At 72.7% G+C, this 25869-nt stretch carries 28 protein-coding genes; 14 read left to right on the plus strand and 14 right to left on the minus strand.

All coding sequences use genetic code 11. The annotated features are described in order from the left end of the window. The first annotated feature begins 328 nt into the window (after window positions 1-328). The 4 genes from QIY60_RS21450 to QIY60_RS21465 all read left to right on the plus strand — a co-directional run bounded on the left by QIY60_RS21450 (window position 329) and on the right by QIY60_RS21465 (window position 4551). On the plus strand, window positions 329-2089 hold the full coding sequence (locus QIY60_RS21450) for a polysaccharide deacetylase family protein (RefSeq protein ID WP_283143889.1): 1761 nt from the start codon (window positions 329-331) through the stop codon (window positions 2087-2089). Next, a complete protein-coding gene (locus tag QIY60_RS21455) occupies window positions 2086-3156 on the plus strand; it encodes a hypothetical protein (RefSeq protein ID WP_283143890.1) in 1071 nt (356 codons plus the stop codon). Before QIY60_RS21450 ends, QIY60_RS21455 begins: the two co-directional genes overlap by 4 nt. A 62-nt stretch (window positions 3157-3218) precedes the next feature. Further along, the gene (locus QIY60_RS21460; RefSeq protein ID WP_283143891.1) at window positions 3219-3437 is read left to right on the plus strand and encodes a hypothetical protein; all 219 of its coding nucleotides are present in this window, start codon (window positions 3219-3221) and stop codon (window positions 3435-3437) included. A 13-nt stretch (window positions 3438-3450) separates the two neighbouring features. Continuing rightward, a complete protein-coding gene (locus tag QIY60_RS21465) occupies window positions 3451-4551 on the plus strand; it encodes a hypothetical protein (protein WP_283146025.1) in 1101 nt (366 codons plus the stop codon). On the opposite strand, the gene QIY60_RS21470 is transcribed toward QIY60_RS21465, so the two are convergent. Continuing rightward, the gene (locus QIY60_RS21470; RefSeq protein WP_283143892.1) at window positions 4514-5434 is read right to left on the minus strand and encodes an aldo/keto reductase; all 921 of its coding nucleotides are present in this window, start codon (window positions 5432-5434) and stop codon (window positions 4514-4516) included. The two genes, QIY60_RS21465 and QIY60_RS21470, sit on opposite strands and share 38 nt — an antisense overlap. 70 nt (window positions 5435-5504) lie before the next feature. Between QIY60_RS21470 and QIY60_RS21475 the strand changes: the two genes are divergently transcribed. Together QIY60_RS21475 and QIY60_RS21480 are read left to right on the plus strand one after the other, a co-directional pair. After that, window positions 5505-5849 carry a MerR family transcriptional regulator gene (locus QIY60_RS21475; RefSeq protein WP_283146026.1) on the plus strand — a complete coding sequence of 115 codons (345 nt, stop codon included), beginning with the start codon at window positions 5505-5507 and terminating at the stop codon, window positions 5847-5849. A 58-nt stretch (window positions 5850-5907) separates the two neighbouring features. After that, on the plus strand, window positions 5908-6438 hold the full coding sequence (locus QIY60_RS21480; protein WP_283143893.1) for a pyridoxamine 5'-phosphate oxidase family protein: 531 nt from the start codon (window positions 5908-5910) through the stop codon (window positions 6436-6438). A 238-nt stretch (window positions 6439-6676) separates the two neighbouring features. Here QIY60_RS21480 and QIY60_RS21485 read toward each other — a convergent pair whose 3' ends face one another. Further along, window positions 6677-7678: an acyl-CoA dehydrogenase family protein gene (locus tag QIY60_RS21485; RefSeq protein ID WP_283143894.1), complete on the minus strand. Its 1002-nt coding sequence runs from the start codon at window positions 7676-7678 to the stop codon at window positions 6677-6679. Next, complete coding sequence (locus QIY60_RS21490; protein ID WP_283143895.1) at window positions 7675-8820, minus strand: acyl-CoA dehydrogenase family protein; 1146 nt, start codon at window positions 8818-8820, stop codon at window positions 7675-7677. The genes QIY60_RS21485 and QIY60_RS21490 overlap by 4 nt, the downstream gene beginning before the upstream one ends. A 61-nt stretch (window positions 8821-8881) precedes the next feature. Here QIY60_RS21490 and QIY60_RS21495 point away from each other — a divergent pair, with 61 nt between their 5' ends. The 5 genes from QIY60_RS21495 to QIY60_RS21515 all read left to right on the plus strand — a co-directional run bounded on the left by QIY60_RS21495 (window position 8882) and on the right by QIY60_RS21515 (window position 13570). Further along, window positions 8882-9670: an SDR family oxidoreductase gene (locus QIY60_RS21495; protein WP_283143896.1), complete on the plus strand. Its 789-nt coding sequence runs from the start codon at window positions 8882-8884 to the stop codon at window positions 9668-9670. A 37-nt stretch (window positions 9671-9707) separates the two neighbouring features. Then, complete coding sequence (locus tag QIY60_RS21500; protein ID WP_266978572.1) at window positions 9708-10319, plus strand: TetR/AcrR family transcriptional regulator; 612 nt, start codon at window positions 9708-9710, stop codon at window positions 10317-10319. A gap of 39 nt (window positions 10320-10358) precedes the next feature. Beyond that, window positions 10359-11516, plus strand: coding sequence for an acetyl-CoA C-acetyltransferase (locus tag QIY60_RS21505; RefSeq protein WP_283143897.1), 1158 nt, complete (start codon window positions 10359-10361; stop codon window positions 11514-11516). Window positions 11517-11727: 211 nt separating this feature from the next. Continuing rightward, window positions 11728-11931, plus strand: coding sequence for a cold-shock protein (locus QIY60_RS21510; RefSeq protein WP_053727847.1), 204 nt, complete (start codon window positions 11728-11730; stop codon window positions 11929-11931). Between the two features lie 94 nt (window positions 11932-12025). Beyond that, window positions 12026-13570 carry a DEAD/DEAH box helicase gene (locus QIY60_RS21515; protein WP_283143898.1) on the plus strand — a complete coding sequence of 515 codons (1545 nt, stop codon included), beginning with the start codon at window positions 12026-12028 and terminating at the stop codon, window positions 13568-13570. A gap of 261 nt (window positions 13571-13831) precedes the next feature. Here the strand turns inward: QIY60_RS21515 and QIY60_RS21520 are convergent, their stop codons facing one another. From QIY60_RS21520 to QIY60_RS21535, 4 genes are read right to left on the minus strand one after another with little or no spacing between them, the layout of a single operon-like run. Continuing rightward, window positions 13832-14899, minus strand: a complete 1068-nt coding sequence (locus QIY60_RS21520; RefSeq protein ID WP_283143899.1) for a nitronate monooxygenase — start codon at window positions 14897-14899, stop codon at window positions 13832-13834. Continuing rightward, window positions 14899-15636: a CoA-transferase gene (locus QIY60_RS21525; RefSeq protein WP_283143900.1), complete on the minus strand. Its 738-nt coding sequence runs from the start codon at window positions 15634-15636 to the stop codon at window positions 14899-14901. The genes QIY60_RS21520 and QIY60_RS21525 overlap by 1 nt, the downstream gene beginning before the upstream one ends. Beyond that, complete coding sequence (locus QIY60_RS21530; protein ID WP_283143901.1) at window positions 15633-16481, minus strand: CoA-transferase; 849 nt, start codon at window positions 16479-16481, stop codon at window positions 15633-15635. Before QIY60_RS21530 ends, QIY60_RS21525 begins: the two co-directional genes overlap by 4 nt. Continuing rightward, window positions 16478-17242 carry an enoyl-CoA hydratase family protein gene (locus tag QIY60_RS21535; RefSeq protein WP_283143902.1) on the minus strand — a complete coding sequence of 255 codons (765 nt, stop codon included), beginning with the start codon at window positions 17240-17242 and terminating at the stop codon, window positions 16478-16480. Before QIY60_RS21535 ends, QIY60_RS21530 begins: the two co-directional genes overlap by 4 nt. 55 nt (window positions 17243-17297) lie before the next feature. Here QIY60_RS21535 and QIY60_RS21540 point away from each other — a divergent pair, with 55 nt between their 5' ends. Then, the gene (locus QIY60_RS21540; RefSeq protein WP_283146027.1) at window positions 17298-18077 is read left to right on the plus strand and encodes an SDR family oxidoreductase; all 780 of its coding nucleotides are present in this window, start codon (window positions 17298-17300) and stop codon (window positions 18075-18077) included. 1 nt (window position 18078) lies between these two features. Next, the gene (locus QIY60_RS21545; protein ID WP_283143903.1) at window positions 18079-18960 is read left to right on the plus strand and encodes an SDR family oxidoreductase; all 882 of its coding nucleotides are present in this window, start codon (window positions 18079-18081) and stop codon (window positions 18958-18960) included. Between the two features lie 75 nt (window positions 18961-19035). On the opposite strand, the gene QIY60_RS21550 is transcribed toward QIY60_RS21545, so the two are convergent. After that, window positions 19036-19506, minus strand: a complete 471-nt coding sequence (locus QIY60_RS21550; protein WP_283143904.1) for a MarR family transcriptional regulator — start codon at window positions 19504-19506, stop codon at window positions 19036-19038. Window positions 19507-19682: 176 nt separating this feature from the next. Here QIY60_RS21550 and QIY60_RS21555 point away from each other — a divergent pair, with 176 nt between their 5' ends. Then, window positions 19683-20081, plus strand: coding sequence for a ribonuclease domain-containing protein (locus tag QIY60_RS21555; RefSeq protein ID WP_283143905.1), 399 nt, complete (start codon window positions 19683-19685; stop codon window positions 20079-20081). Window positions 20082-20108: 27 nt separating this feature from the next. On the opposite strand, the gene QIY60_RS21560 is transcribed toward QIY60_RS21555, so the two are convergent. The 6 genes from QIY60_RS21560 to QIY60_RS21585 form a co-directional block, all read right to left on the minus strand. Next, the gene (locus tag QIY60_RS21560; protein WP_283143906.1) at window positions 20109-20867 is read right to left on the minus strand and encodes a GntR family transcriptional regulator; all 759 of its coding nucleotides are present in this window, start codon (window positions 20865-20867) and stop codon (window positions 20109-20111) included. Between the two features lie 130 nt (window positions 20868-20997). Beyond that, window positions 20998-21648: an HAD family phosphatase gene (locus QIY60_RS21565; protein ID WP_283143907.1), complete on the minus strand. Its 651-nt coding sequence runs from the start codon at window positions 21646-21648 to the stop codon at window positions 20998-21000. Beyond that, on the minus strand, window positions 21645-22703 hold the full coding sequence (locus QIY60_RS21570; RefSeq protein WP_283143908.1) for an ABC transporter ATP-binding protein: 1059 nt from the start codon (window positions 22701-22703) through the stop codon (window positions 21645-21647). The genes QIY60_RS21565 and QIY60_RS21570 overlap by 4 nt, the downstream gene beginning before the upstream one ends. Further along, entirely contained in the window at window positions 22700-23569 is an 870-nt protein-coding gene (locus QIY60_RS21575) for an ABC transporter permease subunit (RefSeq protein WP_283143909.1), read from the minus strand. Before QIY60_RS21575 ends, QIY60_RS21570 begins: the two co-directional genes overlap by 4 nt. Then, window positions 23557-24456, minus strand: coding sequence for an ABC transporter permease subunit (locus QIY60_RS21580; RefSeq protein WP_283143910.1), 900 nt, complete (start codon window positions 24454-24456; stop codon window positions 23557-23559). Before QIY60_RS21580 ends, QIY60_RS21575 begins: the two co-directional genes overlap by 13 nt. A gap of 8 nt (window positions 24457-24464) precedes the next feature. Next, window positions 24465-25640, minus strand: coding sequence for an extracellular solute-binding protein (locus tag QIY60_RS21585; protein WP_283143911.1), 1176 nt, complete (start codon window positions 25638-25640; stop codon window positions 24465-24467). Window positions 25641-25869 lie beyond the last annotated feature (229 nt).

Below are 25869 nucleotides of genomic sequence, written 5' to 3' on the forward strand. Positions count from 1 at the left end.
ATGGGTTCCCCCCCCATTTTTACCCACACGTCTCCGCGTGAGATGGCGAACGTAGCAGATTCGGACAGTGCCGCGAGCGCTGAAGTTAAAAGTTCATGGATCGAAATTTTCGCGGGAGCTGGGGGCGGAACCGAGGACTCCTAACCTATTGACAGGCTTTGTGGTCGGCCAGAAGAATCGTGTGCCTCATTCGGCCAAGATCCCGGCCGGGAAAACCGGCACGGGTCCCTGGTCTGCCATTGAATGGCAAAGAGGGGGGAAATCAATCATGAAATCCTTGCGGAGGGCGTCCGTGCGCAGGCGGCGGGGCCGGCGCCGGACCTCCGTCGTGTTCCTGTTGATCGCGGCCCTGATCGGGACCGCCTTCGCGGCCTCGGCCGCCCCGTCCGACCGCCACCGGCCGCGGCCTGAATTGATCGGCCCGGCGGCGAACGTCAGCCGGGTGAGCCTGGCCGACTGGGCGAAGGCCCACCTCGCCGCGGACATCAAACGCCGGGTGGCGCCGCACGCGCCCGTCACGGCCGCCCTGTCGACGGTGACCACCACCGTGCAGCGGCTCCTCGCGGCGCCCGACGCGACCTCGACCCTGGTGCTCTACGACACCGCGGGCCCCTACGGGCACCTCGGTGAGCTGTACGCCATGGCCGCGGCCAACCTCGGCGGCCACTTCGGCACCGTCACCGCCAAGCCGGTCTCCCAGTACACCGCCGGGATGCTCGGCCAGTACACGGCGGCCGTCTACCTCGGCTCCACCTACTACGGCGGTGGCATCCCGGACGCCGTGCCCGCCGCGTTCTACCAGGACGTCCAGGCCTCCACGACCCCGGTGACCTGGGTCGGCGACAACATCTGGAACATGGGCAATGCGGTGGGGGTCGCCCAGTTCACCCAGAAGTACGGCTGGGACCCGACCACCTCGTACTTCGAGGACGGCGGCTCCGTCGGCAACGTCACGCAGGTCGGTTACAGCGGCCAGACGCTCACCCGGAAGATCCCGGCCGGGCAGGACGGCGGCGTGCTGCGCCCCAACATCCTGACCGGGACGGGCTATCCGGCGGTCACCAAGGTGGCCGAGGCGCTGGACTCCGCGAGCGGGAAGACCTTCCCGTGGGCGGTGCGGTCGGCCAACCTCACCTACGTGGGGGAGATCCCGTTCGCCTACGTCTCCGAGAGCGACCGCGTGATCGCCTTCGAGGACATGCTGTACGACTCGCTGGCCCCCGGCACCGCCGCCCGCCACCGGGCGATGGTCCGCCTGGAGGACATCAGCCCCGACGCCGACCCGGCGGATCTGCGGGCGATGGCGGACTACCTGTACTCCCAGCGGATCCCGTACGGCATCAACGTCATCCCGGTCTACAAGGACCCGAAGGGCGTCTACAGCGGCGGGACGCCGCAGACGGTGACGCTCGCGCAGCGGCCGCAGGTCGTCTCGGCGCTGAAGTACATGCTGGCGCGCGGCGCCGTGCTGATGGAGCACGGCTACACACACCAGTACGACAGCGTCAACAACCCGTACACCGGGGTGACCGGCGACGACTTCGAGTTCTACCGGGCGCACGTGGACGCGGCGGACAACGTCGTCTACGACGGGCCGGTGGCCGAGGACTCCACGGCCTGGGCGCAGTCCCGGATCACCGCGGGCCTCGCGGCGTTCGCCTCGGCCGGGCTTCCGCGCCCCCAGCTGTGGACGACTCCGCACTACGCCGCCTCCGCCACGGACTACCGCGTCTTCGCGCAGAACTACCCGTCCCGGCTGGAGCGTTCGCTGTACTTCGCGGGGACGCTGAGCGGTGGTACGGCGGACCCGAACCGGTTCATCGGCCAGTTCTTCCCGTACGTCGTCAACGATGTGTACGGGACGAAGGTGCTGCCGGAGAACATCGGGAACTATGAGCCCGTGGCGTACAACAACCATCCTCCGCGGCTGCCCGCGGACCTGATCGCGTCGGCCAAGGCCAACCTGGCGGTCCGGGACGGCTTCGCGAGCTTCTTCTATCACCCCTACTATCCGGTCCAGCCGCTGAAGGACACGATCGACGGCATCAAGGCCCTCGGCTACACCTTCGTCAGCCCCGCGGCGCTGTGAGCACCACTCGAAAGAAGGCGGTCGCGGCTCTCGCCGCGGCCGCCGCGCTCGTGCTCGGGGGCTGCTCGGGGGAGCCGCGCGACGACTCGGGGCCCGGCCCCAGCCCGTCCGGGGCCGCCGGCGAGGGGACGGTGCGGGGGATGACCCTGCCGTCCTGGGCGGCGGACGACTACGACAGCCCGCGCGCCGAGGCATATCTGGCGGACATCGCGCACACCGGGGCGCGCTGGGTCGTCTTCACGCCCACCTGGTACCAGAAGGGCACCAAGGACGCGGAGCAGCACCCCACCGAGGAGACCGCGAGCGACGCGAGCCTGCGGCGGATCACCGCCCTGGCGCACCGGGCCGGGCTCAAGGTCATGCTGAAGCCGCACGTGGACCTGGTGGACGGCACCGACCGGGCCGAGATCCGCCCCGCCGACCGGGCGGCCTGGTTCGCCTCGTACGAGAAGTTCATCGCGCACTACGCGGCGCTCGCGCACGACACGGGCACCGAGCGGTTCGCGGTAGGCACCGAACTCGCGGGCGTGTCCGGGGACTTGGCGGCCTGGCGCAAGGTGATCGCGGCGGTCCGCGCGCGCTACCGGGAGCCGCTGACGTACGCGGCGAACTACGACGAGTACGCGAAGGTTCCCTTCTGGCCGGAGCTCGACGTCATCGGCATCGACGCCTACTGGCCGCTGGGGTCGTCCCCCACGGCGGACGCGGCGAAGCTGGGCCGGGCCTGGCGGCCGGTCGCGGACGAACTGGCGGCTTTCTCCGGACGGCAGCACCGCAAGATCCTGTTCACCGAGGCCGGATACACGAGCCAGCACGGCTCGACCACGGCGCCGTACTCCTGGACGGTCAGCAAGCGCGAGGACGCCGGGGAACAGGCCGCCGGATACCGGGCGCTGCTGGACGTCTTCACGGGCCGGGACTGGTGGGCCGGGGTGTGCTGGTGGATGTGGGACGACTGGCCGGACAGCGGGGAGACACCGGCGAGGCTCGCGTACACACCGCACGGGAAGCCCGCGGAGGAGGTGCTGCGCGAACGCTGGGCGCGCCCGGGCGACTCTATTGACTAAAAGTCAAATCCCCACCACGCTCGGGACCGGACCGATGCCGCCGCTGTCGCCGGGAGGTTTCCGTGAGCACCGAAGCGCTGTCACGACTGGGTACGGAGCTGGGGTCACCGCCACCGGAGGGCCTGGCGGCCCTGACGGAGGGCCAACTGGCGCTCCTGGCCTCCGCCTTGCGCGAGGAACGGGCGTCCAGGGCCGCCGATCTCGGCGAGGCCGCCGAGGAGGCGCTGAAGCTCGTCCCCGCGCTCGCCCGGGGTCCCGTCCGCCGCATCCTCTTCAAGTGAGCCGGTGACCGACATGGACAAGCTCCTCGGCCGCGCCGAGACGGAGAAGATCGCCCGCCTGCTCGGCCGCGAACCCGACGAACTCGCCTTCCTGACCGCTCTCCCCGCCGACGACCTGCGGCGGCTGCGCGAGCAGACCGTGGCCGCGCTCTTCGACGGCACGCCGGAGATGCTCGACCGGATCGCCCGCGCCACCAAGCTGGTGCCCGCCGGGGTCGCGGCCGCGATCTCCCAGAAGGCGCTGGGTCCTCGCCTGGCGGCCGCCGTGGCGGGCAGACTCGAACCCGCCCGGGCGGCCGACATCATCGAGAAGCTGCCGGTCGCCTTCACCGCGGAGTCCTGCGCGCACCTCGACCCGCGCCGCATCCCCGGCATCGTGGACCGCCTCGACGAGAACCTCCTCGTACGCGTCTCCGTCGCCCTCGCCGAACGCGGCGACCACCTCACCATGGGCCGCTTCGTGGGCCATCTGCGCGACTCCGCGCTGGAGCGGATCCTGCCGCAGGTCGAGGACGCGGTGGTGCTGAGGACGGGCAGCGTGATCGACCTGCCCCAACACCTCGGCCGGATAGTCGACTTGATGGGCGAGGAGCGCCTGGCGCGGGTCGTGGCGTCGGCGGCGGACGGCCTGTGGCCCGAGGCGCTGGCGGTCGCGGGCCTGGTGACGGGCGACCGGCGCACCCGCATCGCCACGCTCGCGGCCCGCCAGCCGCCGGAGCGCCTCGACTCGCTCGTACGCACCGTGGCCGCCCAGGACCTGTGGGAGTCCCTGCTCCCCCTGGTGGCCCTCCTCTCCGACGACGACCGCCGCGCGGTCGCCCTCCTGCCGTCCCTGCGCGACCCCGGGATCCTCACCGGAATCGTCCCGGCGGTGGTGGCCACGGGCCTGTGGGCGGAGTTCCTCCCCCTGGTTGAACTCCTCCCCGCCGCCTCCCGCGAGACGATCGCGACCTCCGCGGCCGCCCTCACGGACGACGACCTGGACGCGCTCGCCCGCGAGGTCGACAAACGCGACCTGTGGGAACTGGTGCTGCCGCTGGTCGAGTTGATGGACGACGCGTCGAAGGAACGGATCTTCAGCCTGCCGTCGTTCCAGGAGCAGACGCCCGGCTGATCTCCTCGAACTGCGCCCCCGTGAGCGGCAGGCGCAGGGCCGCCACGTTCTCCTCCAGGTGGGGGACCGACGACGTGCCCGGGATCGGGAGCATCGTGGGGGAGCGGTGGAGCAGCCAGGCGAGAGCCGTCTGGGACGGGGTGGCGGTGAGGTCGCGGGCCGCCTGGGACAGGGGGCTGTCGGGGACCGCGTGGGCGCCCATCGCCACCGGGAAGTACGGGACGAAGGCGATGCCGTGGGCGGCCGTGTAGTCGACGACGTCCTCCGACTCGCGGGAGGCCAGGTTGTAGAGGTTCTGGACGGCCGCGACCGGGGCGGTCTCCGCCGCCTCGCGCAGCTGCGCCACCGTCACCTCGGAGAGGCCGATGTGGCGGACCTTGCCCTCGTCCTGGAGCTGCCGGAGCGCTCCGACCTGGTCCGCGAGCGGATAGTCGGGGTCGATGCGGTGCAGGTACAGCAGGTCGATGCGCTCCGTGCGCAGTCGGCGCAGGGAGAGCTCGGCCTGCTGGCGCAGATAGGCGGGGTGGCCGAGGGGCACCCACTCGGTGGGCCCGGGGCGGACCACGCCGACCTTGGTGGCGACCGTGATGCCTTGGTTCCGGTGGGGGTGGAGGGCCTCCGCGATGAGCTCCTCGCCCGCGCCCAGCGCGTACGCGTCGGCCGTGTCGAAGAGGTCCACGCCCAGCTCCGCCGCCCGCCGCAGCAGCGCGACCGCCTCGGCGCGGTCGGTCGGCGCCCGCCAGATCTGCGCCGTGCCGCCGGAGCGGGCGTCCGGGGCGTCCGCGAGGCGCATCGAGCCGTAGCCGATGCGGTGTACGGGCAGGTCGCCGCCCAGGTGGAAGATGTCGGACGAGGTGCGGGTTGCGGTGTTCGTGTGCGTCATGGCGGGAACGCTAGGAGCTCACACCGATGTGAGGTTCAAGCCCGTACGGGCGTGTGTGAGGGGGATCACGGTGAAGATCGGCGAGCTGTCGCGGGAGACCGGAGTGAGCGTGCGGCTCCTTCGGTACTACGAGGAGCAGGGGCTGCTGGAGTCCGAGCGGACGCCTGGTGGCCACCGTTCGTACGCCGCCGACGCGCCCCGCACCGTACGCCGTATCCGTGGCCTCCTCGACGCCGGGCTCCCGACGCGGGTGATCCGCGAGGTGCTGGACTGCGTGTGCGGCGGCGAGGCGGAGGTCGAGCCGTGCCTCACGCCGCTCCTGCGCGAGCAGCTCGCCGCGATCGAGGAGCGCATCGACGGGCTGGAGAGGAGCCGCACCTCGCTGGCCGCCATCGTCGCGGCGACGGCGGAGTAGTCCGGACGTCGGAGTAATCCAGACAGAAGGTGTCGGGTATCTGCGGTTTGCTGGGCGCATGGCACCGCAGACACCGCAGACGCAGACATTCCGCTGGAAAGAGTTCGAGGCCGCCGAGCCGCGGTTCGCCGCGACCGTGCGGGAGCGCTTCCTCCTGTACAAGCACCACGTCCTCGCGACCCTGCGCGCGGACGGCAGCCCCCGGGTCACCGGCCTGGAGGTCGAGATCCGCGGCGGCGAGCTGTGGCTCGGCATGATGCCGAACTCCCGCAAGGCGTACGACCTGCGCCGCGACCCGCGCTTCGCGGTCCAGGCGAACCCCGGGCCCGACGCGGAGATGGCCGACGGCGACGTCCGGATCAGCGGACGGGCGGTCGAGGTCGTCGACCCCGGGGAGCTCGCCCGGTACGCGGACGACGTGCACCCGCCCGAGCCGTTCCTCCTCTTCCGGGCCGAGCTGACCGAGGTGGTCCACACGGGCATCGACAAGGAGGCGGAGGACATCGTCCTGCGGGCCTGGCGCCCGGGCGCCGCCCTGCGCACGATCCGGCGGGGCGGAGGGACGGAGCCGCCGAGGGAAGAGGCGTAGGCGCGCCGCTGGAGGGCGATTATTCGTCTGCGGGCCGGTGGGGGCTGGTCGCGCAGTTCCCCGCGCCCCTGAAAATGCCGCTGCGCGGCAATCCCCTGGGCGCCCCGCAGGGGCGCATCTCAGGGGCGCGGGGAACTGCACGAGCAACCCACCACAGCCCGCAGACGAACACCGGGCCTATAAGGGGCGCGGGGAACTGCGCGACCAGCCCCCACCGACCCGCAGGCGAACGGGGCTGCTAGGAGTAAGCCCCCAGCACCTCCGCCCTGCACTCCGCCGGTGTGCCCCAGGCGTCCCGTAGCGGTCGGGCCTTGCGGAGCCAGAGGGAGAGGTCCAGCTCCTCGGTGTAGCCGATCGCGCCGTGGAGCTGGAGCGCGGCCCGGGCCGCCGTGTACGCGGCCTCGCCCGCCGCCGCCTTCGCCGCCGCGAGGTCGCCCGGGGCGAGGGTGAGCGCCGCCCCGTACACCAGCGGCCGCGCGAACTCCACCGCGAGCAGCGTGTCCGCGAGCCGGTGCTTGACCGCCTGGAACGAGCCGATCGGCACCCCGAACTGGGTGCGCTGCTTGACGTACGCGACCGTCCGGCGCAGCAGCTCCTCCGCCACCCCGACCGCCTGCGCGGCCGCCGCGAGCCGCGCCCAGCGGACGGCGCACCCGACCGCCTCGGCCAACAGCGGCCCGGCGGCGAGGAGTTCCCCACCGGGATCGGGGCGGGCGAGCCGCCGCGCGGGGTCGAGGGAGCGGTGGACGGGCCCGTGGCCGGGGGCGAGCCGCAGCTCGGGCCCATCCCCCTCTGCGGCCGTCACCACCAGCAGCACATCCGCCCCCTCCGCATCCAGCACGTACCCCCCGCCCTCCGGCACCCCCAGCGTGACCACGGTCTCGCCCGTCAGCAGGCCCGGCAGCAGGCGCTTGGCCGGGGCGGGGTCGCCGGCGTCCGCCAAGTGGGAGAGCAGGGCCGTCGCCGCCGCCGTCTCCACCAGCGGGCCCGGCACCGCGTGGTGTCCCAACTCGCGGTAGGCCAGGGCGAGTTCCACCGGCAGGCGGCCCATCCCGTCCTGCGCCTCCGGTGCCGCCAGCGCGAACACCCCCGCGTCGGCGAGCCGCGCCCACAGCGCCCGGCCCGGCCCGTGGTCCCCGGCCGACCAGGACCGTACGGCAGTCGGGGTGTCCGAGGCGGTCAGGAGAGCGTCCAGGGAGCGGGTGAAGTCGCGCTGCTCGGCGGTCGGCAGGAACCTCATCGGCGGCCCTTCGGGAGGCCGAGCAGGCGCTCGGCGACGATGTCGCGCTGGATCTCGTTCGTACCGGCGTACACGGGCCCGGCGAGCGCGAAGACGTATCCCTCCGCCCAGCCGCCGGACAGCTCCGCCAACTCGCCCTCCGCGCCCAGCAGTTCCAGTGCCGTCTCGTGCAGTGCGATGTCGTACTGCGACCAGAACAGCTTGTTCAGGCTCGACTCCGCGCCCGTCTCCCCGCCCGCCGCGAAGCGGGACGCGCCCGCGTAGGTGAACAGCTGGTAGGCCCGCGCCCCGATCACCGCGTCCGCCACCCGGTCGCGCGCCCCCCGGTCTGCGCCGCGCTCGCGCCACAGTCGTACGAGCCGGTCGGCGGCGGCCAGGAAGCGGCCGGGGGAGCGCAGGGTCAGCCCGCGCTCGTTGCCGGTCGTCGACATCGCGATGCGCCAGCCCTGCCCCGGCTCCCCGATGACGTCCTCGTCGGGGACGAACACCTCGTCCAGGAACAGCTCCGCGAACGCCGGTCTGCCGTCGAGGCGGCCGATCGGGCGGACGGTCACGCCGGGGGCCCGCAGGTCGAACATCAGATACGTCAGGCCCTGGTGGGGCCGGGGCGCCGCCGGGTCCGTACGGAAGATGCCGAAGGCGCGGTCGGCGAACGCGGCCCGTGACGACCACGTCTTCTGCCCCGAGAGCAGCCAGCCCCCGTCCGTGCGCACGGCCCGCGACCGCAGCGACGCCAGGTCCGACCCCGCCTCCGGCTCCGACCAGGCCTGCGCCCACACCACCGCCCCGCTCGCCATGTCCGGCAGCACCCGGGCGCGCTGCTCCTCCGTACCGTGGTCGAAGAGCGTCGGCGCGAGCAGGCTGACGCCGTTCTGGGAGACCCGGCCGGGCGCGCCCGCCGCCCAGTACTCCTCCTCGAAGGCCAGCCACCCGAAGATGTCGGCGCCCCGGCCCCCGAACCGCTCGGGCCAGGAGACGGCCGACCACCGCCCGGCGTACAGCTCGGCCTCCCACTCCCGGTGCGCGGCGAAGCCCTCCGCCGTCTCCAGGGAGGGGAGCGGCGCGGCCGGCACATGGTCCGCGAGCCACTCGCGCGCCTCGGCGCGGAAGGCGTCCTCCTCGGCCGTGTGGTCCAAGTCCATTGCGGGGCCCGCCCCTTCGCGACCGTTCCCTAACAAGTGTTTGGTAGGTTAGCCTGCGGACGTGACCGACAACAAGGTTCCGTACGTGCCCGGGCACGGCCTCCTCGACGGCCGCACCGCCGTCGTCACCGCCGCCGCCGGGGCCGGGATCGGCGGCGCGACCGCCCGCAGGTTCCTGGAGGAGGGCGCGCGGGTGCTGGTCGGCGACGCGCACGTACGCAGGCTCAAGGAGACCGAGGAGGCGCTCGCGGCCGAGTTCGGTGCCGACGCGGTGGCCGCGCTGCCCTGTGACGTCACCGACGACGCGCAGGTGCGCGCGCTGTTCGACGAGGCGGTGCGGCTGCACGGCCGCCTCGACGTCGTCGTCAACAACGCGGGCCTCGGCGGCACGGCCGAGCTGGCCGACATGAGCGACGAGCAGTGGGACCGGGTCCTCGACGTCACCCTCAACGGCACCTTCCGGTGCACCAGGGCGGCCCTGCGCGCCTACCGGGCCGCGGGCCTCGGCGGCGTGATCGTCAACAACGCGTCCGTCGTCGGCTGGCGCGCCCAGGCCGGGCAGGCCCACTACGCCGCCGCCAAGGCGGGCGTCATGGCGCTCACCCGCTGCGCGGCGATCGAGGCGGCCGCCCACGGCGTGCGGGTCAACGCGGTCTCGCCCTCCCTCGCCATGCACCCCCACCTCGCCAAGGTCACCTCGGCCGAGCTCCTCGACGAGCTCGCCGCGCGGGAGGCCTTCGGGCGGTACGCCGAGCCGTGGGAGGTCGCCAACGTGATCGTCTTCCTGGCCAGCGACTACTCCTCGTACATGACCGGCGAAGTCGTAGCCGTCAGCAGTCAACATCCCTAGCGCCGCCCAGGACCACCACCAGGACCACAATGGACCCGTGCCGAAGAACAAGAAGCAGCAGGTGACCGCCGTGCCCGAGCGGCGCGGAGAACTCCTCGCCACCGCGGCCGAGGTGTTCGCCGCCCAGGGCTACAACGCCACCACCGTCCGCAGGATCGCCGACGAGGCCGGCATGCTCGCGGGCAGCCTCTACTACCACTTCGATTCCAAGGAATCGATGCTCGACGAGATCCTCTCCACCTTCCTGACCGAGCTGTGGGAGGGGTACGACGCGGTGCTCGCGGCCGGGCTCGGGCCGCGCGAGACCATCGAGGCCCTGGTCACCGAGTCCTTCCGGGAGATCGACCGGCACCGGGCCGCCGTCGCGATCTACCAGAAGGAGTCCCGGCACCTCACCGAGCTGCCGCGCTTCGGCTACCTCGCCGACTCGCAGCGCAAGTTCGAACAGGCCTGGCTGGGGACCCTGGAGCGCGGGGTCGAGGCGAAGGCGTTCCGGGCGGACCTGGACGTCCGGCTCACCTACCGGTTCGTCCGCGACACGGTGTGGGTGGCCGCGTCCTGGTACCGGCCCGGCGGACAGCACAGCCCGGAGGAGATCGCCCGCCAGTACCTGTCGATGGTGCTGGACGGAATCGCCGTACGCGAGTAATTCGCCGGTACGTCAAGGGAGTCGGGAAGGGAGTCGGGAATGGCCGAGGCATTCATAGTCGAAGCGGTGCGCACTCCGGTGGGGCGGCGCGGGGGCGGGCTCGCGGGCGTGCATCCGGCGGACCTGGGGGCGCATGTGCTCGGCGCGCTCGTCGAGCGCTCCGGGATCGACCCGGCCGCCGTCGAGGACGTCGTCTTCGGCTGCCTCGACGCGGTCGGGCCGCAGGCCGGGGACATCGCGCGGACGGCGTGGCTGGCGGCCGGGCTGCCGCAGGAGGTGCCGGGCGTCACCGTCGACCGCCAGTGCGGCTCCTCCCAGCAGGCCGTGCACTTCGCCGCCCAAGCCGTGCTCTCCGGCACCCAGGACCTGGTGGTCGCGGGCGGCACCCAGAACATGTCGATGATCCCGATCGCCTTCGCCTCCCGGCAGGCGGCCGAGCCGCTCGGCCTGACCGAGGGCCCGTTCGCCGGCTCGGCTGGCTGGCGCGCGCGGTACGGGGACCAGCCGGTCGACCAGTTCCACGGCGCCGAGCTCATCGCGCGCACGTGGGGGATCGGCCGCGAGGACCAGGAGGAGTTCGCGCTCCGCTCGCACCGGCGCGCGATCCGGGCGGCCGACGAGGGCCGTTTCGTACGCGAGACCGTGCCGTACGGGGACGTGCGCGTCGACGAGGGGCCGCGCCGCGACACGAGCCCGGAGAAGATGGCCGCCCTGAAGCCGGTCGTCGAGGGCGGCACGATCACCGCCGCGTGCTCCTCCCAGGTCTCGGACGGCGCGGCCGCGATGCTCCTGGCGAGCGAGCGGGCCGTACGGGAGCACGGGCTCACCCCGCGCGCCCGGATCCACCACCTCTCGGTACGCGGCGAGGACCCCATCCGGATGCTCTCGGCGCCGATCCCGGCGACGGCGTACGCGCTGAAGAAGACGGGCCTGACGATCGACGCGATCGACCTGGTGGAGATCAACGAGGCCTTCGCGCCGGTGGTGCTCGCCTGGCTGAAGGAGACCGGCGCGGACCCGGCGAAGGTCAACGTCAACGGCGGAGCCATCGCCCTTGGTCACCCTTTGGGGGCCACCGGCGTACGGCTGATGACGACGCTGCTGCACGAGCTGGAGCGCACGGGCGGGCGCTACGGCCTCCAGACGATGTGCGAGGGCGGCGGCCAGGCGAACGTGACGGTGATCGAACGGCTGTGAGCAGGGCGGGAGCGGTGCGGGGGAGTGGTGCGGGGGAGTGGTGCGGCCCACACGGCCGCACCTGCCCCCGGCCCGGCGACGTGGTACAGTTTCCGCGTTGCAGTTTTGGTACCCATAGACTTTATGTGCGCCTGACGGGAATGTTCCTCAGGCGCATTATTGTTTTTCCGGCTTTCTCCGGATGGGGCCCCTACCTATTCAGGAGAATGACATGGCTACTGGCACCGTGAAGTGGTTCAACTCGGAAAAGGGCTTCGGCTTCATCGAGCAGGACGGCGGCGGCCCGGACGTCTTCGCCCACTACTCGAACATCGCCTCCTCCGGCTTCCGTGAGCTCCTTGAGGGCCAGAAGGTCTCCTTCGAGGTCACCCAGGGCCAGAAGGGCCTGCAGGCGGAGAACATCCTCCCCGCCTGATCACGGCGAATTCCGAGCCGGGGCCCGCACCGCGCAGGTGCGGGTCCCGGCTTGCGTGCTGTCCGTCCCCCGGGCCCAGGAAGGCAATTTCCGTATGACGCGTATGACCCCCCGCAAGCGCTCCACCTCCAGCTCCGCCAAGCCCGCCGCGAAGTCCGCGCGCGGCCGGACCGTGCAGCCGCAGGGTGAATTCACGCTGCCGGAAACGGTCACGCCCGCGCTCCCCTCGGTGGCGGCTTTCGCCGACCTCGACATGCCCGCGGCGCTCCTCAAGACGCTGGCCGCGCAGGGCGTGACCGAGCCGTTCCCGATCCAGGCCGCGACCCTGCCGAACTCCCTCGCGGGCCGCGACATCCTCGGCCGCGGCCGCACCGGCTCGGGCAAGACCCTCGCCTTCGGCCTCGCGCTCCTGGCCCGTACGGCCGGCCACCGCGCCGAGCCGAAGGCGCCGCTCGCCCTCGTGCTCGTACCGACGCGTGAGCTGGCCCAGCAGGTCACCGACGCGCTGACGCCGTACGCCACGGCCGTCAACCTGCGCCTGACCACGGTCGTCGGCGGGCTCTCGCTCACCAAGCAGGCGAACGCGCTGCGGCGCGGCGCCGAGGTGCTCGTGGCGACGCCCGGCCGCCTCAAGGACCTCATAGAGCGCGGGGACTGCGTGCTCGGCCAGGTGCGGATCACGGTCCTCGACGAGGCCGACCAGATGGCCGACATGGGGTTCATGCCGCAGGTCACGGCGCTGCTGAAGCAGGTCGAGCCGGGCGGTCAGCGGATGCTGTTCTCCGCCACCCTGGACAAGAACATCGACCGCCTGGTGCGGATGTTCCTCACGGACCCGGTCGTGCACTCGGTGGACCCGTCGGCGGGCGCCGTGACGACGATGGAGCACCACGTCCTCTACATCCAGGACGAGACCGACAAGAAGGCCGTCACCGCGCGGATCGCCGCGCGCGACGGCCGGGTGATCATGTTCCTGGACACCAAGCGTGCGGTGGACCGGCTGGTCAAGCGGCTGCTCGCGAGCGGTGTACGGGCGGCGGGCCTGCACGGCGGCCGCTCCCAGCCGCAGCGCAACCGCACCCTTGAGCAGTTCAAGAACGGCCAGGTCACCGCGCTCATCGCGACGAACGTGGCGGCGCGCGGCATCCACGTCGACGACCTCGACCTGGTCGTCAACGTCGACCCGCCGACGGACCACAAGGACTACCTCCACCGGGGCGGCCGCACCGCCCGCGCGGGCGAGTCGGGCAGCGTCGTGACGCTGGTCCTGCCCGAGCAGAAGCGGGAGATGAGCCGCCTGATGACGTTCGCGGGGATCCGTCCCCGGACGGCGGCGGTGAAGTCGAGCGACGAGGAGCTGGTACGGGTCACGGGGGCGCGCGAGCCGTCGGGTGTGCCGGTCGTGATCGAGGTTCCCGCGCCGACGCCGCCGTCGGGTGCGCGCACCCGGAGCCGGGGCGCGCGCTCGGGAGCGGCCCGGTCCGGCCGCACGGGCCAGGGCTCCGCGCAGGGTGGCCGCGGCGGCCAGTCCCAGGGCTCTGCCCGGGGTGCGGCCCAGCCGCAGGGCGCCCGCGCCCAGGGCGGCGGCGCGCGCCGCGGCCGCCCGCAGGCGGGTGGCCGCCGCAACGCCCCGGCGTAGCCGGATTGATCCCCACCCCGCCCCTTCCCGAAAGCCCTCTGGCGGGCGGCCGGGTGGGGGTCGGGGTGGGCTGCTGGGGGCTTCGCCCCCAGACCCCGTTCGTCTGCGGACCGTGCTGGGTTGCTCGCGCAGTTCCCCGCGCCCCTAGGTGGTCAGGGGCGCGGGGAACTGCGCGACCAGCCACAGCCGGTCCGCAGACGAACGGGGTCCGGGGGCGTAGCCCCCGGGAGACCACCTTTCGCCCCCTCTCCCCCGGAGGGTTTAGGGAAGGGGCGGGGTGGGGCCGAAACCCCCGAGACGCGACACCGTTGCCTCCGCCTCCGACATCACCCTCCCCACCAGCTCCCCCACACTCGGCAGATCCGAGATCACCCCCGCCACCTGCCCCGACGCCATCACCCCCGCCTCCACCCGCCCCTCCACCATCGACGCCCGCAGCAGCATCGGCGTATTGGCCGCCAGCAGGACCTGACTCCAGCTCAAGTCCTTGCCGTGGCGCAGCGCGCGGCCGTCCGCCACGAGGCGGGACCACGACGAACCCGACAGCGCGCGGAACGCCGCCGCGTGGCGTACCGCCGAGGTCAGGGAACGTATCCGACCGGACCGTTCGAGCGAGGCGATCAGCTCCGTCCGCAGCAGACGGTGCGGCAAGCCGTCCACCGCCCGCGTCACCGTCACATCGGAAACCCCCGCCGCCAGATACCGCGCCTTCACCGCGTCCGGCACCGGAGAGTCCGACGTGAGCAGGAACCGCGTGCCCATCGCGACCCCCGCCGCCCCGTACGCCAGCGCCGCCACGAGCCCGCGCCCGTCGTGGAAGCCCCCGGCCGCCACCACCGGGATGTCCACCGCGTCCACGACCTGCGGCAGCAGGACCGTCGTCGCCACCTCGCCGGTGTGCCCGCCGCCCTCCCCGCCCTGCACGATCACCGCGTCCGCGCCCCACGCCGCCACCTTCTCGGCGTGCCGCCGCGCCCCGACGGACGGCACGACCACCACGCCCGCGTCCTTGAGCGTGGCGATCAGCTCCCGCGAGGGGGCGAGCGCGAAGGACGCCACCCGTACCCCCTCCTCCACGATGATCCGCACCCGCTCCCGCGCGTCCCCCGCGTCCGCCCGCAGATTCACCCCGAACGGCGCGTCCGTACGCGACGTGACCTCCCGTACCGCCGCGCGCAGCTCGTCGAGGGTCATCGTCGCCGAGGCGAGGATGCCCAGCGCCCCGGCCTGGGCCGTGGCCGTCACCAGCCGGGGTCCGGCCACCCACCCCATCCCGGTCTGCACGATCGGGTGCCGCACCCCCACCAGCCGGGTCAGTGCCGTCTCCATCAGCTGCGGACCTCCCCTTCTCGTCGCCCCTCCGGGTCCAGCACCTCCCGGATCAGGTGCAGTTCCCCGGGAGTGGGGTCCCGGGTGTACGGGACCTCGTCCGGCACCGCCAGCTCGAAGCCCGTCGCCGCGCGCACCTGCTCCACCGTCACCCCGGGGTGCAGCGACGCCAGCCGCATCGTGCGGTCCGGCGTGGCGAAGTCGAGGACGCCGAGGTCGCTGACGACCCGGGGGAGGCGGTGGTAGCGCGCCCCGGCGGCGGCCGCCCGGTCGTAGCCGACGCCGCACACCATGTCGACCTCGGGCACGAACACCCGGGGGGAGTGGCGCGGGATCCAGTAACTCACCGGGTTGTTCAGGGTGTTGACCGGGGCGCCGCGCACCCCGAGCAGCTGGCGCGTGGGCGCCGCCCAGTCGCCGATGCAGGAGATGTTCTGGTTGCCGAACCGGTCGAGCTGGCTCGCGCCCATCATCACGTGCCGTCGGCCCCCGGTGACCATGGTCAGATGGCGGCGGTACGGCAGCCAGCCCTCCGCCGCCCCGTCCGCCCCGACCAGCGTCGCCTCGCCGTCGGTGAGCAGCAGGTCGGGGGCGAAGGTGCGCCGGGCGAGCCGTGCGCCGAGCGACGGGATCAGGCCCATCGGGCTGGCCAGCACCTCCCCGTCGCCGCGCCACGCCTCGGCGCAGGCGATCACGCAGTACTCGGCGCGGCTGATCACCAAAGCCTCGGATGTCACCGGGCCTCCTCGTGCCAGGCCTGGACGGCCGACTGGTAGCTCTTCTCGTCCGGCCCCGCCAGGAACCGCGCGGCGAAATCGGCCCACGGCGTCGTCGCGTACAGCTTCTGGAACGGCTCGTCCCGTCCGTAGTCCGGTACGCACGACGTGAAGTGCGCCCCGTGCGGCGCCTCGACGACTCCCGTGACCGAGTGGCGCCCGACCAGGAGGGTCTGCGGGACGGCGGCCGCGAAGCCGCCCGGCTCGACGAGCCGCTCGCAGGAGACGTACGCGCTGTCGGCGGCCTCGCAGAACAGGTCGTCGAAGTACGGGTCGGGGCCCAGGTACTGGGCGTTGCCGAGCCGGTCGGCGCGGTTGAGGTGGACCAGGGCCGCGTCCATGCGCAGCGCGGGCACGGCCACGAACGTCTCCCCGTCCTCGTACGGCGAAGTCACCGTCCGCAGCCCCGGGTTGACCCGCATGACGTCCGAGCCGAGTCCGGCCCGTACCGGAAGGAAGGGCAGCCGGTTGGCGGCCGCGTGCAGCCCCCACATGAACATCGCCTCGTCGATCTCCGTCAGCGCGAACGCCCCCGCCTCGCGCGCCGCGCGGAAGTGCGGCTCCAGCGGGATCGAGTCGAGGGTGGCGAAGGGGGCCACGAGCTCGCGGATCCTTCCGGCGGCCGCGAGCAGGCCGACGTCCGGGCCGCCGTACGAGATCAGCGTCAGATCCGTCACCGATGATCTGAGCAGCGCCCTGACCAGCGCCATCGGCTTGCGGCGCGAGCCCCAGCCGCCGATGCCGAGGGTCATGCCGCTGTGCAGCCGCGCGACGACCTCCTCGGGCGTCATGGTCTTGTCGGTCATGCCCGCTCCTTCCCCTTCCCCGGCTCCTCGCCGAAGGTGTCGCGGATCCGGTCGGCCACCCCGCTGAGGTTGGCCTCGAAGGTGAAGCCCTGTTCGAAGCGGTAGCTGCGGCGGACGTCGACGGGGTCGATGCCGTTGATGGCGGCCTTGGCCAGCCGGATCAGCGAGCCGTCCTTGCGGGCGATCTCGCGCGCCAACTCCAGTGCGGCGTCGAGGAGTTCGGCCCGTCGCACCACCTTCCACACCGATCCGTGGGCCAGCAGCTCCCGGGCCGTGGCCGTCCGCGAGGTGTAGTAGAGCGCGCGCATCAGGTGCTGGGGGACCAGCCGGGCCAGATGGGTGGCGGCGCCGAGCGCGCCCCGGTCCAGCTCGGGCAGCCCGAAGGTGGCGTCCTCGCTCGCCACCACCACGTCGGCGTTGCCCACCAGGCCGATCCCGCCGCCCAGGCAGTGCCCCTGCACCGCCGCGACCACCGGCACCTCGCACTCGTACACCGCCGCGAAGGCCTCGTAACAGCCCCGGTTGGCGCCGATGAGCGCGCTGTGGCCGGGGTCGCGCCGCATCTCCTTGATGTCGACCCCGGCGTTGAAGCCGCGCCCCTCGGCGGCCAGGACGACACAGCGGATGCCGGGGTCGCGCCCGGCCGTGCGCACCGCGTCGGCCAGCTCGTACCAGCCGTGCACGGGAAGCGCGTTGACGGGCGGGAAGTCGACCGTGACGAGGGAAATCCCCTTCTCGGGGCCGGTGGTGGAGACACCCATGAGCGGATCAGCTACCTTTCCACCAAACATTTGTTAGGTGAGGAAGGTAGCGCGGATGGAGCTGGCCGGGAAGGCGGCGGTCGTCACGGGCGGCACCCGGGGCGTCGGCGCGGGCATCGCGCGGGCGTTCCTGGCGGCGGGCGCCGAGGTGGTGGTCTGCGCCCGCAGACCGCCGGAGCGGCCGGTCGAAGCGGCGGGCAGGGAGGCCGAGTTCCGCCCGCTCGACCTGCGCGAACCCGCCGCCGTACGGGAGTTCTTCGACGCGGTCGCGACCGCGTACGGGCACCTCGACGCGCTCGTCAACAACGCGGGCGGCACGCCCTACCGCCTGCTCGGCGAGTCGTCCGCCGAGCGCCACGCGCGCGTGGTGGAGCTCAACCTCACCGCGCCGCTCACCGCCTCGCTCGCCGCGTATCCGCATCTGCGGGCGTCCGGCGGCTCGGTGGTGATGATCGGCAGCGTCAGCGGGACGCGCGCCTCGCCGGGCACCGCCGCGTACGGCGCGGCCAAGGCGGGCCTGGAGAACCTGGCCCGCTCGATGGCGGTGGAGTGGGCGCCCGCCGTGCGGGTCAACACGCTGGTCCTGGGCATGGTCCGCACCGAGCTGGCGCAGCTGCACTACGGCGACGAGGAGGGCGTCGCGGCCGTCGCCCGGACCGTGCCGCTCGGGCGGCTCGCCGAGCCCGCCGAGGTGGGGGAGGCGGCCGTCTTCCTCGCCTCCGCCCGGGCCGCGTACATCACCGGCGCCTCCCTCCTGGTCCACGGCGGCGGCGAGCGCCCGGCGTTCCTGGACGCGGCCACGGTCAACAAGTCACCCGAGCAGCAAGGGAGTTGAGATGACGGGCATCAGTGCGGGGCGGGTCGTCGTGGTGACCGGGGCGGGGCGGGGGCTCGGCCGCGCGCACGCCCTGGCGTTCGCGGCCGAGGGGGCGAAGGTCGTCGTCAACGACCTCGGCGTCGGCCTCGACGGCGCCCCGGCCCCCGGCAGCCCGGCCGAGCTGGTCGCCGCCGAGATCCGCGCGGCGGGCGGCGAGGCGGTCGCGCACGGCGGGGACATCGCGACGGCGAAGGGCGCGGCCTCCCTCGTCGAGGCGGCCCTCGACCACTTCGGCCGCCTGGACACGCTGGTCGGTAACGCGGGCTTCCTGCGCGACCGGATGCTGGTCAACCTCGACGAGGACGACTGGGACGCGGTCGTCCGGGTCCACCTCAAGGGCCACTTCCTGTCGCTGCGGGAAGCGGCGGCGCACTGGCGCGCCGAGTCCAAGGCGGGCCGCCGGCCGGTGGCCCGGGTCGTCCACACGACCTCCGGGGCGGGCCTGCTCGGCAGTGTGGGCCAGGGGAACTACGCGGCGGCCAAGGCCGGGATCGTCGGCCTCACGCTGGTGGCCTCGGCGGAGCTCGCGCGGTACGGCGTCCAGGTCAACGCGATCGCCCCGGCGGCGCGCACCCGGATGACCGAACAGGTCTTCACCGGGCTCGCGGCCGCGCCCGAGGACGTGTCGCCGCTGGTGGTGTGGCTCGGCTCGGCGGCGAGCGAGGGCGTGACGGGCCGGGTCTTCGAGGCGGAGGGGGGCCGCATCACGGTCATGGAGGGCTGGCGCCCGGGCCCGACGGCGGACAAGGGGGCCCGCTGGACCCCGGCGGAGGCGGGGGAGACGGCACGACGGCTGCTGGGGGAGGCGGAGGAGCCGGGGGCGGTGTACGGGGCGGGGTGAGAGGGCGTGGGGACGGTGGGTGGTCGAGGCGCGCGAGACTTCCCGGCGGCTGCGGCTGCGGCTGCGCGCCCCGCTCTACGGTCCGAGCCGGGCCGCCGCCTCGTGCTGGAGCGTGCTGTTGCCGGCCAGGAAGCGGACCACGGTCCCCAGCTCCTCCGTCGTGAACTCCTCGCAGAATTCGGCCACCTGATGGGACCAGTCCACGAAGAACCGCTTCAGCCCGTCGATGTTCTCCCAGCGGATCTCGATGAGCACGCGCCGCTTGTCCGTGGGGTGCTTGGCACGCCGTACGAAACCCTTGGCCTCCAGGCGGTCGACGAGGCCGGTCACCGAGGCGGGGGCGAGGCCGGTGTGCTGGGACAGTTCCTTCGCGGTGAGCGGACCGAACCGTTCCAGCAGATCGAGCGTCTTGGTTTCGGAGGCGCCCAGGCCTTGCCTTTCGGCGACCGCGGTGTGGAACATCACGGTGACGCCGCTGTGTTCGCGCATCACGGTGAGAAGGTCTTCGACCGCCTTGGCGCGGTCGGGAGCGAGGGTGTGGTCCATGGCGGGAGAGTAGCAACGTATTTAGTTCGGCGAAACGAAAGAATGGCCAATTTCTGCCCATGAGATCAAAGAGCGGCGGAAGCCCCCGTTACGGCCAGGTGCCGCAGGTTAACTCGTGGGAAATTCAACGGAGTTGACGTTGACGGCCGCCGGTCTACGCGCGTCATCATGACCGCATGAGAATCCCCCCACGCATCAGCACGCTCGGCGGAATCGCGGCCCTCGCCGCCACCCTGCTCCTCGGCCCGGCCGCGCTTGAGGCCACCGCCTCCACCGCCTCCGTCCAGAGCGTCGGCAGCATCTGCTACTCCGACCTGCCCTCGCAGGCGTACGACACGCTGCGGCTCATCGACAAGGGCGGCCCGTTCCCGTACTCCCAGGACGGCGTCGTCTTCTCCAACCGCGAGCACGTGCTGCCGTCGGAGCCGAGCGGCTACTACCACGAGTACACCGTGAAGACGCCCGGCTCCCCGACGCGCGGCGCCCGCCGTATCGTCACCGGACAGCAGACCGACGAGGACTACTACACCTCGGACCACTACGCGACCTTCGACCTGGTCGACCACGGCTGCTGAGCAGCAACGGACGGACGCGCAGGAGCCTCACGAGCCGTTGAGGCTCCTGCCCATCGCCCTGGACCCCGACGAGTTCCGTACGGTGAACGCCACCGTGCCCGGCAGATAGCGGTCCTGGGACCACTCCACCGGCAGGCCCGCCGGGTCGGTGGAGCGGCGGCGCTCGCGCAGCAGGCCGTCACCGGCCCGGCAGCCGAGCAGCTCCGCGTCGGCGGCGTCCGCCGGGACCACGTCGATCGTGTGCAGGGCGTCGCTGAACAGCACGCCGTGCGCCTCCAGCTCGGCGGCGTGCGAGGCGAGGCCCGGGTCCATCGCCGCCACCAGCTCGCCCACCCGCTCCGGGTAGGTGGTGCGCTCCACCATCACCGGGGATCCGGAGAGCGTACGGACCCGAAGGACGCGGAAGATCCGCTCCCCGACCGGGAGTCGCAGGTGGTACGCCTCCTCCTCGTTCGCCTCGCCCGGGTCCACCGCGACCGTCCGGCCGCCGGGCTCCTCGCCCTGCGAGCGCGCCCAGCGCGCGAACGACCGCAGCTCCTCGAAGCTCTGCAGCCGCGCCCCGCCCCCGCCGAGCACCACCCGCCGCGCCCCGCGCCGCGAGGTGACGAGCCCGTCGGTCCGCAGCGCGCCGAGCGCCTGGCGGATGGTGCCCCTGGACACGCCGTAGGTACGGGCGAGTTCGTCCTCGGCGGGCAGTCGCGCCCCCGACCCGTACTCCCCGGCGGTGATGGCCGCCCGCAGATCGCCGGCCACCTTCCGGTACAGCGGCGCCGCCTTGCCTGCCATGTTGTTCCCCGTCCCCGTTCGTCTGCGGACCGTGCTGGGCCGGTCGCGCCCACGCGGCGGAGCCGCATATGTCACAGCCCCGCGCCCCTGAGGGGGCGTCCGGTGCCGCACCAGACCTGCACCAGTCCGCTCAGCCAGCACTCACCAGCGAGCGGAGCAACGTCAGATCCGCCTGCTCCAGACTAGCCAGTACCGTCCGGCCCGCCGCCGGTGCGATGGGTTCCATCGACGGGACCGCGAGCACCGCGCACCCCGCCGCCTCCGCCGACGTCACGCCCGTCACCGTGTCCTCGACGGCCACGCACCGCGACGGCTCCGCGCCGAGGGCCGCTGCCGCCGCCAGATACGGATCGGGCGCGGGCTTCGTTCGTACGGTGTCCTCCGCCCCGTAGACCGCGTCGAAGCGGTGCCCGGCCAGGGAGGCCGCGACCCGGTCGACGACGGCGCGCGGGGACGCCGACACCAGCGCGGTCGGCACCCGGTCGCGGCGCAGCGCCGAGAGGAGGCGCAGCGCGCCCGGCCGGGGCTCGGCCCCGTCGGCGAGCCGGGCGGCGAAGCCGTCGCCCAACTCGGCCGCCAGCACGTCCTGTTGGACGTCCATTGATTCGTACAGCATCTTGGCGGTGTCCTCGACGGACCGCCCGTACACTGTCGTGCGCCCGGCGCCCACCAGCGCGTACCCGTGCCGGGCCGCGACCTGTTCGACGACCTCGACCCAGGCCCGCTCGGTGTCGACCAGCGTGCCGTCCATGTCGAAGAGCACCGCCCGCAGCCCGCTCACGCCTCCTCACCCGCCGCGAGCACCGGACGCCGCTGCGGCCGTACGGTCACGGTCGCGCCGGCGCCGAACGCGCCCGCTGCGTGCGAGGGCAGGTCGGCCTTCACCTCGGTGCCGTCCGCGAGGCGGACGCGCAGCCGGGTGCTGGCGCCGTGGAAGGAGCTGCCGGTCACCACGTCGGGGCCGTCCGCCGTCACGTCGAGCGCCTCGGGGCGCACCAGGAACGCGGTGGCACCGGCCGCCGGGCCGTCCACGGGAAGCGTGACGCCGAGGACCTCGGCCTGCCCGTCCGGGGCGAGGCGCCCCGGGATCCGGTTCATGGTGCCGATGAAGGACGCCACGAACGCGGTCGCCGGACGGTCGTACAACTCGGCCGGGGTGGCGCACTGTTCGAGCCGTCCGCCGCGCATCACCGCGACCCGGTCGGCCATCGACAGGGCCTCCTCCTGGTCGTGCGTGACGAACACGGTGGTGATGCCGAGCTCCAGCTGGAGCCGCCGGATCTCCTCGCGCAGGTTCACCCGCACCTGGGCGTCCAGCGCCGAGAGCGGCTCGTCGAGCAGCAGCAGCCGGGGCCGCAGGGCGAGCGCCCGGGCCAGCGCCACGCGCTGCTGCTGACCGCCGGAGAGCTGGTGCGGGAAGCGCCCGCCGTGGTCGGGCAGGCCCACGAGCTCAAGGAGTTCGGCCGCGCGCGAGCGCCGTTCGGCCGCCGCGACCTTGCGCATCCGCATCCCGAAGGCCACGTTCTCGGCCGCGGTCAGATGCGGGAAGAGGCTGTACGACTGGAAGACCATCCCGGTGTCGCGCCGGTTGGCCGGGACCGGCACGATGTCCTCGCCGTCGAGCAGCACCTGACCGGAGTCCGGCTTCTCGAAGCCCGCGAGGACCCGCAGCGCCGTGGTCTTGCCGCAGCCCGACGGGCCGAGCAGGGCGAGGAGTTCACCGGGTGCGACATCGAGGTCGAGCCCGTCGAGCGCGACGGCGGAGCCGAAGGTGCGGCGCAGCCCCCGGATCCTCAGGGCGGTTCCGGTGCGCGCAGGTGCGTCGGTGATCGTCACGCGCCCGCCTCCTTCTTGTTCTTGTCACTGCGGGGGGCACGCGCCGAACGGGCGGCACGCGTACGGAAGACGGCGGTCAGGACGAGCAGCAGCACCCAGGTCAGCACCAGGCTGAGCAGCGAGACGGCCACGGACAGCTGGGCGTTGGAGCCGGACGCCTGCACGATCCACACCGCGAAGGGCTGGAACCCGAGCAGCTGCGCCACGGTGAACTCGCCGAGCACCAGCGCGAGCGCCAGGAACGAGGCGTTGAGCAGCGCGGTGCGCAGATTGGGCAGCACGACCGAGACGATCGCCCGGGGCCAGGAGGCGCCCAGGTCACGGGCGGCCTCGACGAGCGTACGGACGTCGACGGCCCGCAGCCCCGCCTCCAGCGAGCGGTAGACAAACGGCAGCGCCATCACCACGTACGCCAGGACGAGCACGATCGGGAAGTCCGGGTCCTGCACGGCGACGAACGTCTCGTACAGCGGAGTGGTGGCGAGGTGGTCGGGCCCCCACTTCAGCACGGTCCCGATCCCGGCGACCAGCGCGACCGGCGGCACCACCAGCGGCAGCGTGCAGACCACTTCGAGCACCGCCCGCAGCCGCCCCGAGCCCGAGAGCCGCACCGCGAGCGCGGCCGGGAGCGTCAGGAGCAGCGCGAGGGCGACCGTGGTGAGCCCGAGGCCGAGGGAGCGCAGCAGGGCGGTGGTGAACCCGTCGGCGGAGAAGATCTGCGTGTACGAGTCGAGGGTGAACCCCTGATTCGGCACGTCCACGGTGAAGACCAGGGCGGCGATGAGCGGCACCAGGAAGTAGAGCCCGGCGGCGCCGAGGACGACGCCGCGCCATGGGCGCACTCCGGCCGGGATCAGGCGAGCCATCGGGCGCTCCTTCGCTGCAGCGGCAGATGGACGGCCATGACGAGCGCCGCGACCAGGACCATGTCGAGGCTGAGGGCGAGCGCCACGTTCTCCTGGCCGATCAGGACGTTGCCGGAGAGCGCGTCCGCGATCTGGAGCGTCACCAGCGGGATCGAGCTGCCGACCATCGCGGCGGCCGTGGCGTACGCGGCGAAGGCGCTGCCGAAGAGCAGCACGAACCCGCCGAGCAGGGTCGGCAGCAGCACCGGGATGCCCACGTGCCGCCAGTACTGCCAGGCACTGGCACCGGAGTTGAGGGCGGCTTCACGCCACTGGGGCCGCAGCCCGTCGAGTGCGGGCGCCACAGTGAGCACCATCAGAGGCACCAGAAAGTACAAATACGTAAGGGTGAGCCCCCAGAAACTGTAGAGACTCCACCCGTGCCGGTCGAGGCCGAGCCGGGTGGTGAGCACACCGGCGTTGCCGAGGGTCGCGACGAAGGCGAACGCCAGCGGCACACCGCCGAAGTTGGCGAGGACGCCGGACGCGGTGAGCACGGCCTCGCGCAGCGCCCGGCCGCGCGAGGTGACGACGGCCTGGGCGAGCAGCAGCCCGAGCACCGAGCCGATGCCCGCGGTGACGGCGGCCAGCTTGAGGCTGCCGAGGAGGGCGGTGCGGTAGGCGCCGTGCACGGACTGGTCGAGGTTGCCGAGCCCGTACGAGCCGTTGACGGTGAACGCCCCGTTGACCATGGCGACGGCGGGGAGCCCGAAGGCGAGACCCACGAAGGCGAGCAGGGGCAGGGCGGCGAGCCAGGACCCGGAGGCCCTGGGGCCCCGCCGCCGGGGACGGCGCACGTCGAGCGCGTCGCCGACCCCCGGCGAAGAGGAAGTGGTCAGGGTTGTCATGGATCAGATCAGCCCGAGATCGCCTTGGCCCAGCCCGCGGCGAGGACCTGCTTGGCCTTGGCGGTCTGTGCCTCGGAGGGGAACTTCGGGGTGCCCGCGACCTTGGGCAGCGCGGCCGCGGCGGCCTTGTCGAGCGAGCCGTCCTGCTCCATGGCGGTCATGAGGGCGGGCCGGGCGTGGCCCTTGAGCCACAGGTTCTGCCCTTCGGCGGAGTACAGGTACTCCTGCCACAGCCGGGCGGCGGCGGGGTGGGGGGCGTCCTTGTTGATGGCCTGGGAGTAGTACTGGGCATAGATGCCGTCACTGGGCACGGCGACCTTCCAGTCCAGTCCCTTGCTCTTGAACTCTTCCCCGTACCCGGCGTTGAGGTAGTCCCAGTCGATGCTGATCGGGGTCTCGCCCTTCTCGACGGTGGCCGGGGTGGACTCGACGGGGTTGTAGTTCCCGTTCTTCTTCAGCTTGCCGAAGAAGTCGAGGCCGGGCTGGATGTCGTCGAAGGACCCGCCGGAGGCGAGGGCGGCGGCGTAGACACCGGCGAAGGCCGAACCCGACTTGGTCGGGTTGCCGTTGAGTGCGACCTGCCCCTTGTACTGGGGCTTCAGCAGATCGGCGAAGGTCTGCGGGCACTCCTTGACGCGCTTGGCGTCACAGCCGATGGAGACGTAGCCGCCGTAGTCGTTGAACCACCGGGCCTGCGGGTCCTTCTGCCCCGCGGCGATCTTGTCGTACGCCTCGACCTTGTACGGGGCGGTCAGCCCCTGCTGGGCCGCGGCCTGAGCGAAGGAGGCGCCGAGGTCGAGGACGTCCGGAGCGCGATCTTGCCCCTTCCGGGTCTTGACAGCATTGATCTCGTCCTGACTGGTCCCGTCAGGGTTCTCAACGGCGACCTTGACACCGTACTTCTTCTGGAACCCGTCGATAAGGGATCCGTAGTTGGCCCAGTCGCGAGGGATGGCGATGGCGTTGAGGGTGCCTTCCTTCTTGGCGGCGGCGACCAGGGCGTCCATCCCGCCGGCCTCCTTCGCGGACCCGGCGACCGCGACGGAGACCCCGCCGCCACCACCCTTCCCGGCCGAGTCGACGTTCTTGGCGTCACTCTTCGCGCCACAGGCGGCAAGAGCGAACGCGGATGCGGTGAGCGCGAGGGCGATACCGGCGGTGCGGGTACGGGGGGCGGTCGTCACGAGGGCTCCATGAGGGGCGAGGTTGTACAGCCAACTGTTGTACAGACAACTCCTTCATTACGGGGGTGGTGTGTGTCGTGGTGGTGAACGGGGGGCGTCGGGGAGGGCGGGCGGGGGCGAATTCCGGCCGGGGTGGTGGCCGGTTGCGTTCGCCTGCGGGTGGGCGGGGGTTGCTCGCGCAGTTCCCCGCGCCCCTATTGGGCCCGGTGTTTGTCTGCGGGCCGGTGGG

Origin of the sequence: Streptomyces sp. BPTC-684 (assembly GCF_030028635.1) — a bacterium.
Lineage (GTDB): Bacteria > Actinomycetota > Actinomycetes > Streptomycetales > Streptomycetaceae > Streptomyces > Streptomyces noboritoensis.

Excerpts from the sequence above, each read along its gene's own strand:
- QIY60_RS21520 (WP_283143899.1), bottom strand. The coding sequence starts at position 14,899 with ATGGAGACGGCACTGACCCGGCTGGTGGGGGTGCGGCACCCGATCGTG.
- QIY60_RS21545 (WP_283143903.1), top strand. The coding sequence starts at position 18,079 with ATGACGGGCATCAGTGCGGGGCGGGTCGTCGTGGTGACCGGGGCGGGG.
- QIY60_RS21575 (WP_283143909.1), bottom strand. The coding sequence starts at position 23,569 with ATGGCTCGCCTGATCCCGGCCGGAGTGCGCCCATGGCGCGGCGTCGTC.
- QIY60_RS21550 (WP_283143904.1), bottom strand. The coding sequence starts at position 19,506 with ATGGACCACACCCTCGCTCCCGACCGCGCCAAGGCGGTCGAAGACCTT.
- QIY60_RS21515 (WP_283143898.1), top strand. The coding sequence starts at position 12,026 with ATGACGCGTATGACCCCCCGCAAGCGCTCCACCTCCAGCTCCGCCAAG.
- QIY60_RS21485 (WP_283143894.1), bottom strand. The coding sequence starts at position 7,678 with ATGAGGTTCCTGCCGACCGCCGAGCAGCGCGACTTCACCCGCTCCCTG.
- QIY60_RS21490 (WP_283143895.1), bottom strand. The coding sequence starts at position 8,820 with ATGGACTTGGACCACACGGCCGAGGAGGACGCCTTCCGCGCCGAGGCG.
- QIY60_RS21535 (WP_283143902.1), bottom strand. The coding sequence starts at position 17,242 with ATGGGTGTCTCCACCACCGGCCCCGAGAAGGGGATTTCCCTCGTCACG.
- QIY60_RS21540 (WP_283146027.1), top strand. The coding sequence starts at position 17,298 with ATGGAGCTGGCCGGGAAGGCGGCGGTCGTCACGGGCGGCACCCGGGGC.
- QIY60_RS21530 (WP_283143901.1), bottom strand. The coding sequence starts at position 16,481 with ATGACCGACAAGACCATGACGCCCGAGGAGGTCGTCGCGCGGCTGCAC.
- QIY60_RS21505 (WP_283143897.1), top strand. The coding sequence starts at position 10,359 with ATGGCCGAGGCATTCATAGTCGAAGCGGTGCGCACTCCGGTGGGGCGG.
- QIY60_RS21560 (WP_283143906.1), bottom strand. The coding sequence starts at position 20,867 with ATGGCAGGCAAGGCGGCGCCGCTGTACCGGAAGGTGGCCGGCGATCTG.
- QIY60_RS21555 (WP_283143905.1), top strand. The coding sequence starts at position 19,683 with ATGAGAATCCCCCCACGCATCAGCACGCTCGGCGGAATCGCGGCCCTC.
- QIY60_RS21580 (WP_283143910.1), bottom strand. The coding sequence starts at position 24,456 with ATGACAACCCTGACCACTTCCTCTTCGCCGGGGGTCGGCGACGCGCTC.
- QIY60_RS21470 (WP_283143892.1), bottom strand. The coding sequence starts at position 5,434 with ATGACGCACACGAACACCGCAACCCGCACCTCGTCCGACATCTTCCAC.
- QIY60_RS21510 (WP_053727847.1), top strand. The coding sequence starts at position 11,728 with ATGGCTACTGGCACCGTGAAGTGGTTCAACTCGGAAAAGGGCTTCGGC.
- QIY60_RS21465 (WP_283146025.1), top strand. The coding sequence starts at position 3,451 with ATGGACAAGCTCCTCGGCCGCGCCGAGACGGAGAAGATCGCCCGCCTG.
- QIY60_RS21480 (WP_283143893.1), top strand. The coding sequence starts at position 5,908 with ATGGCACCGCAGACACCGCAGACGCAGACATTCCGCTGGAAAGAGTTC.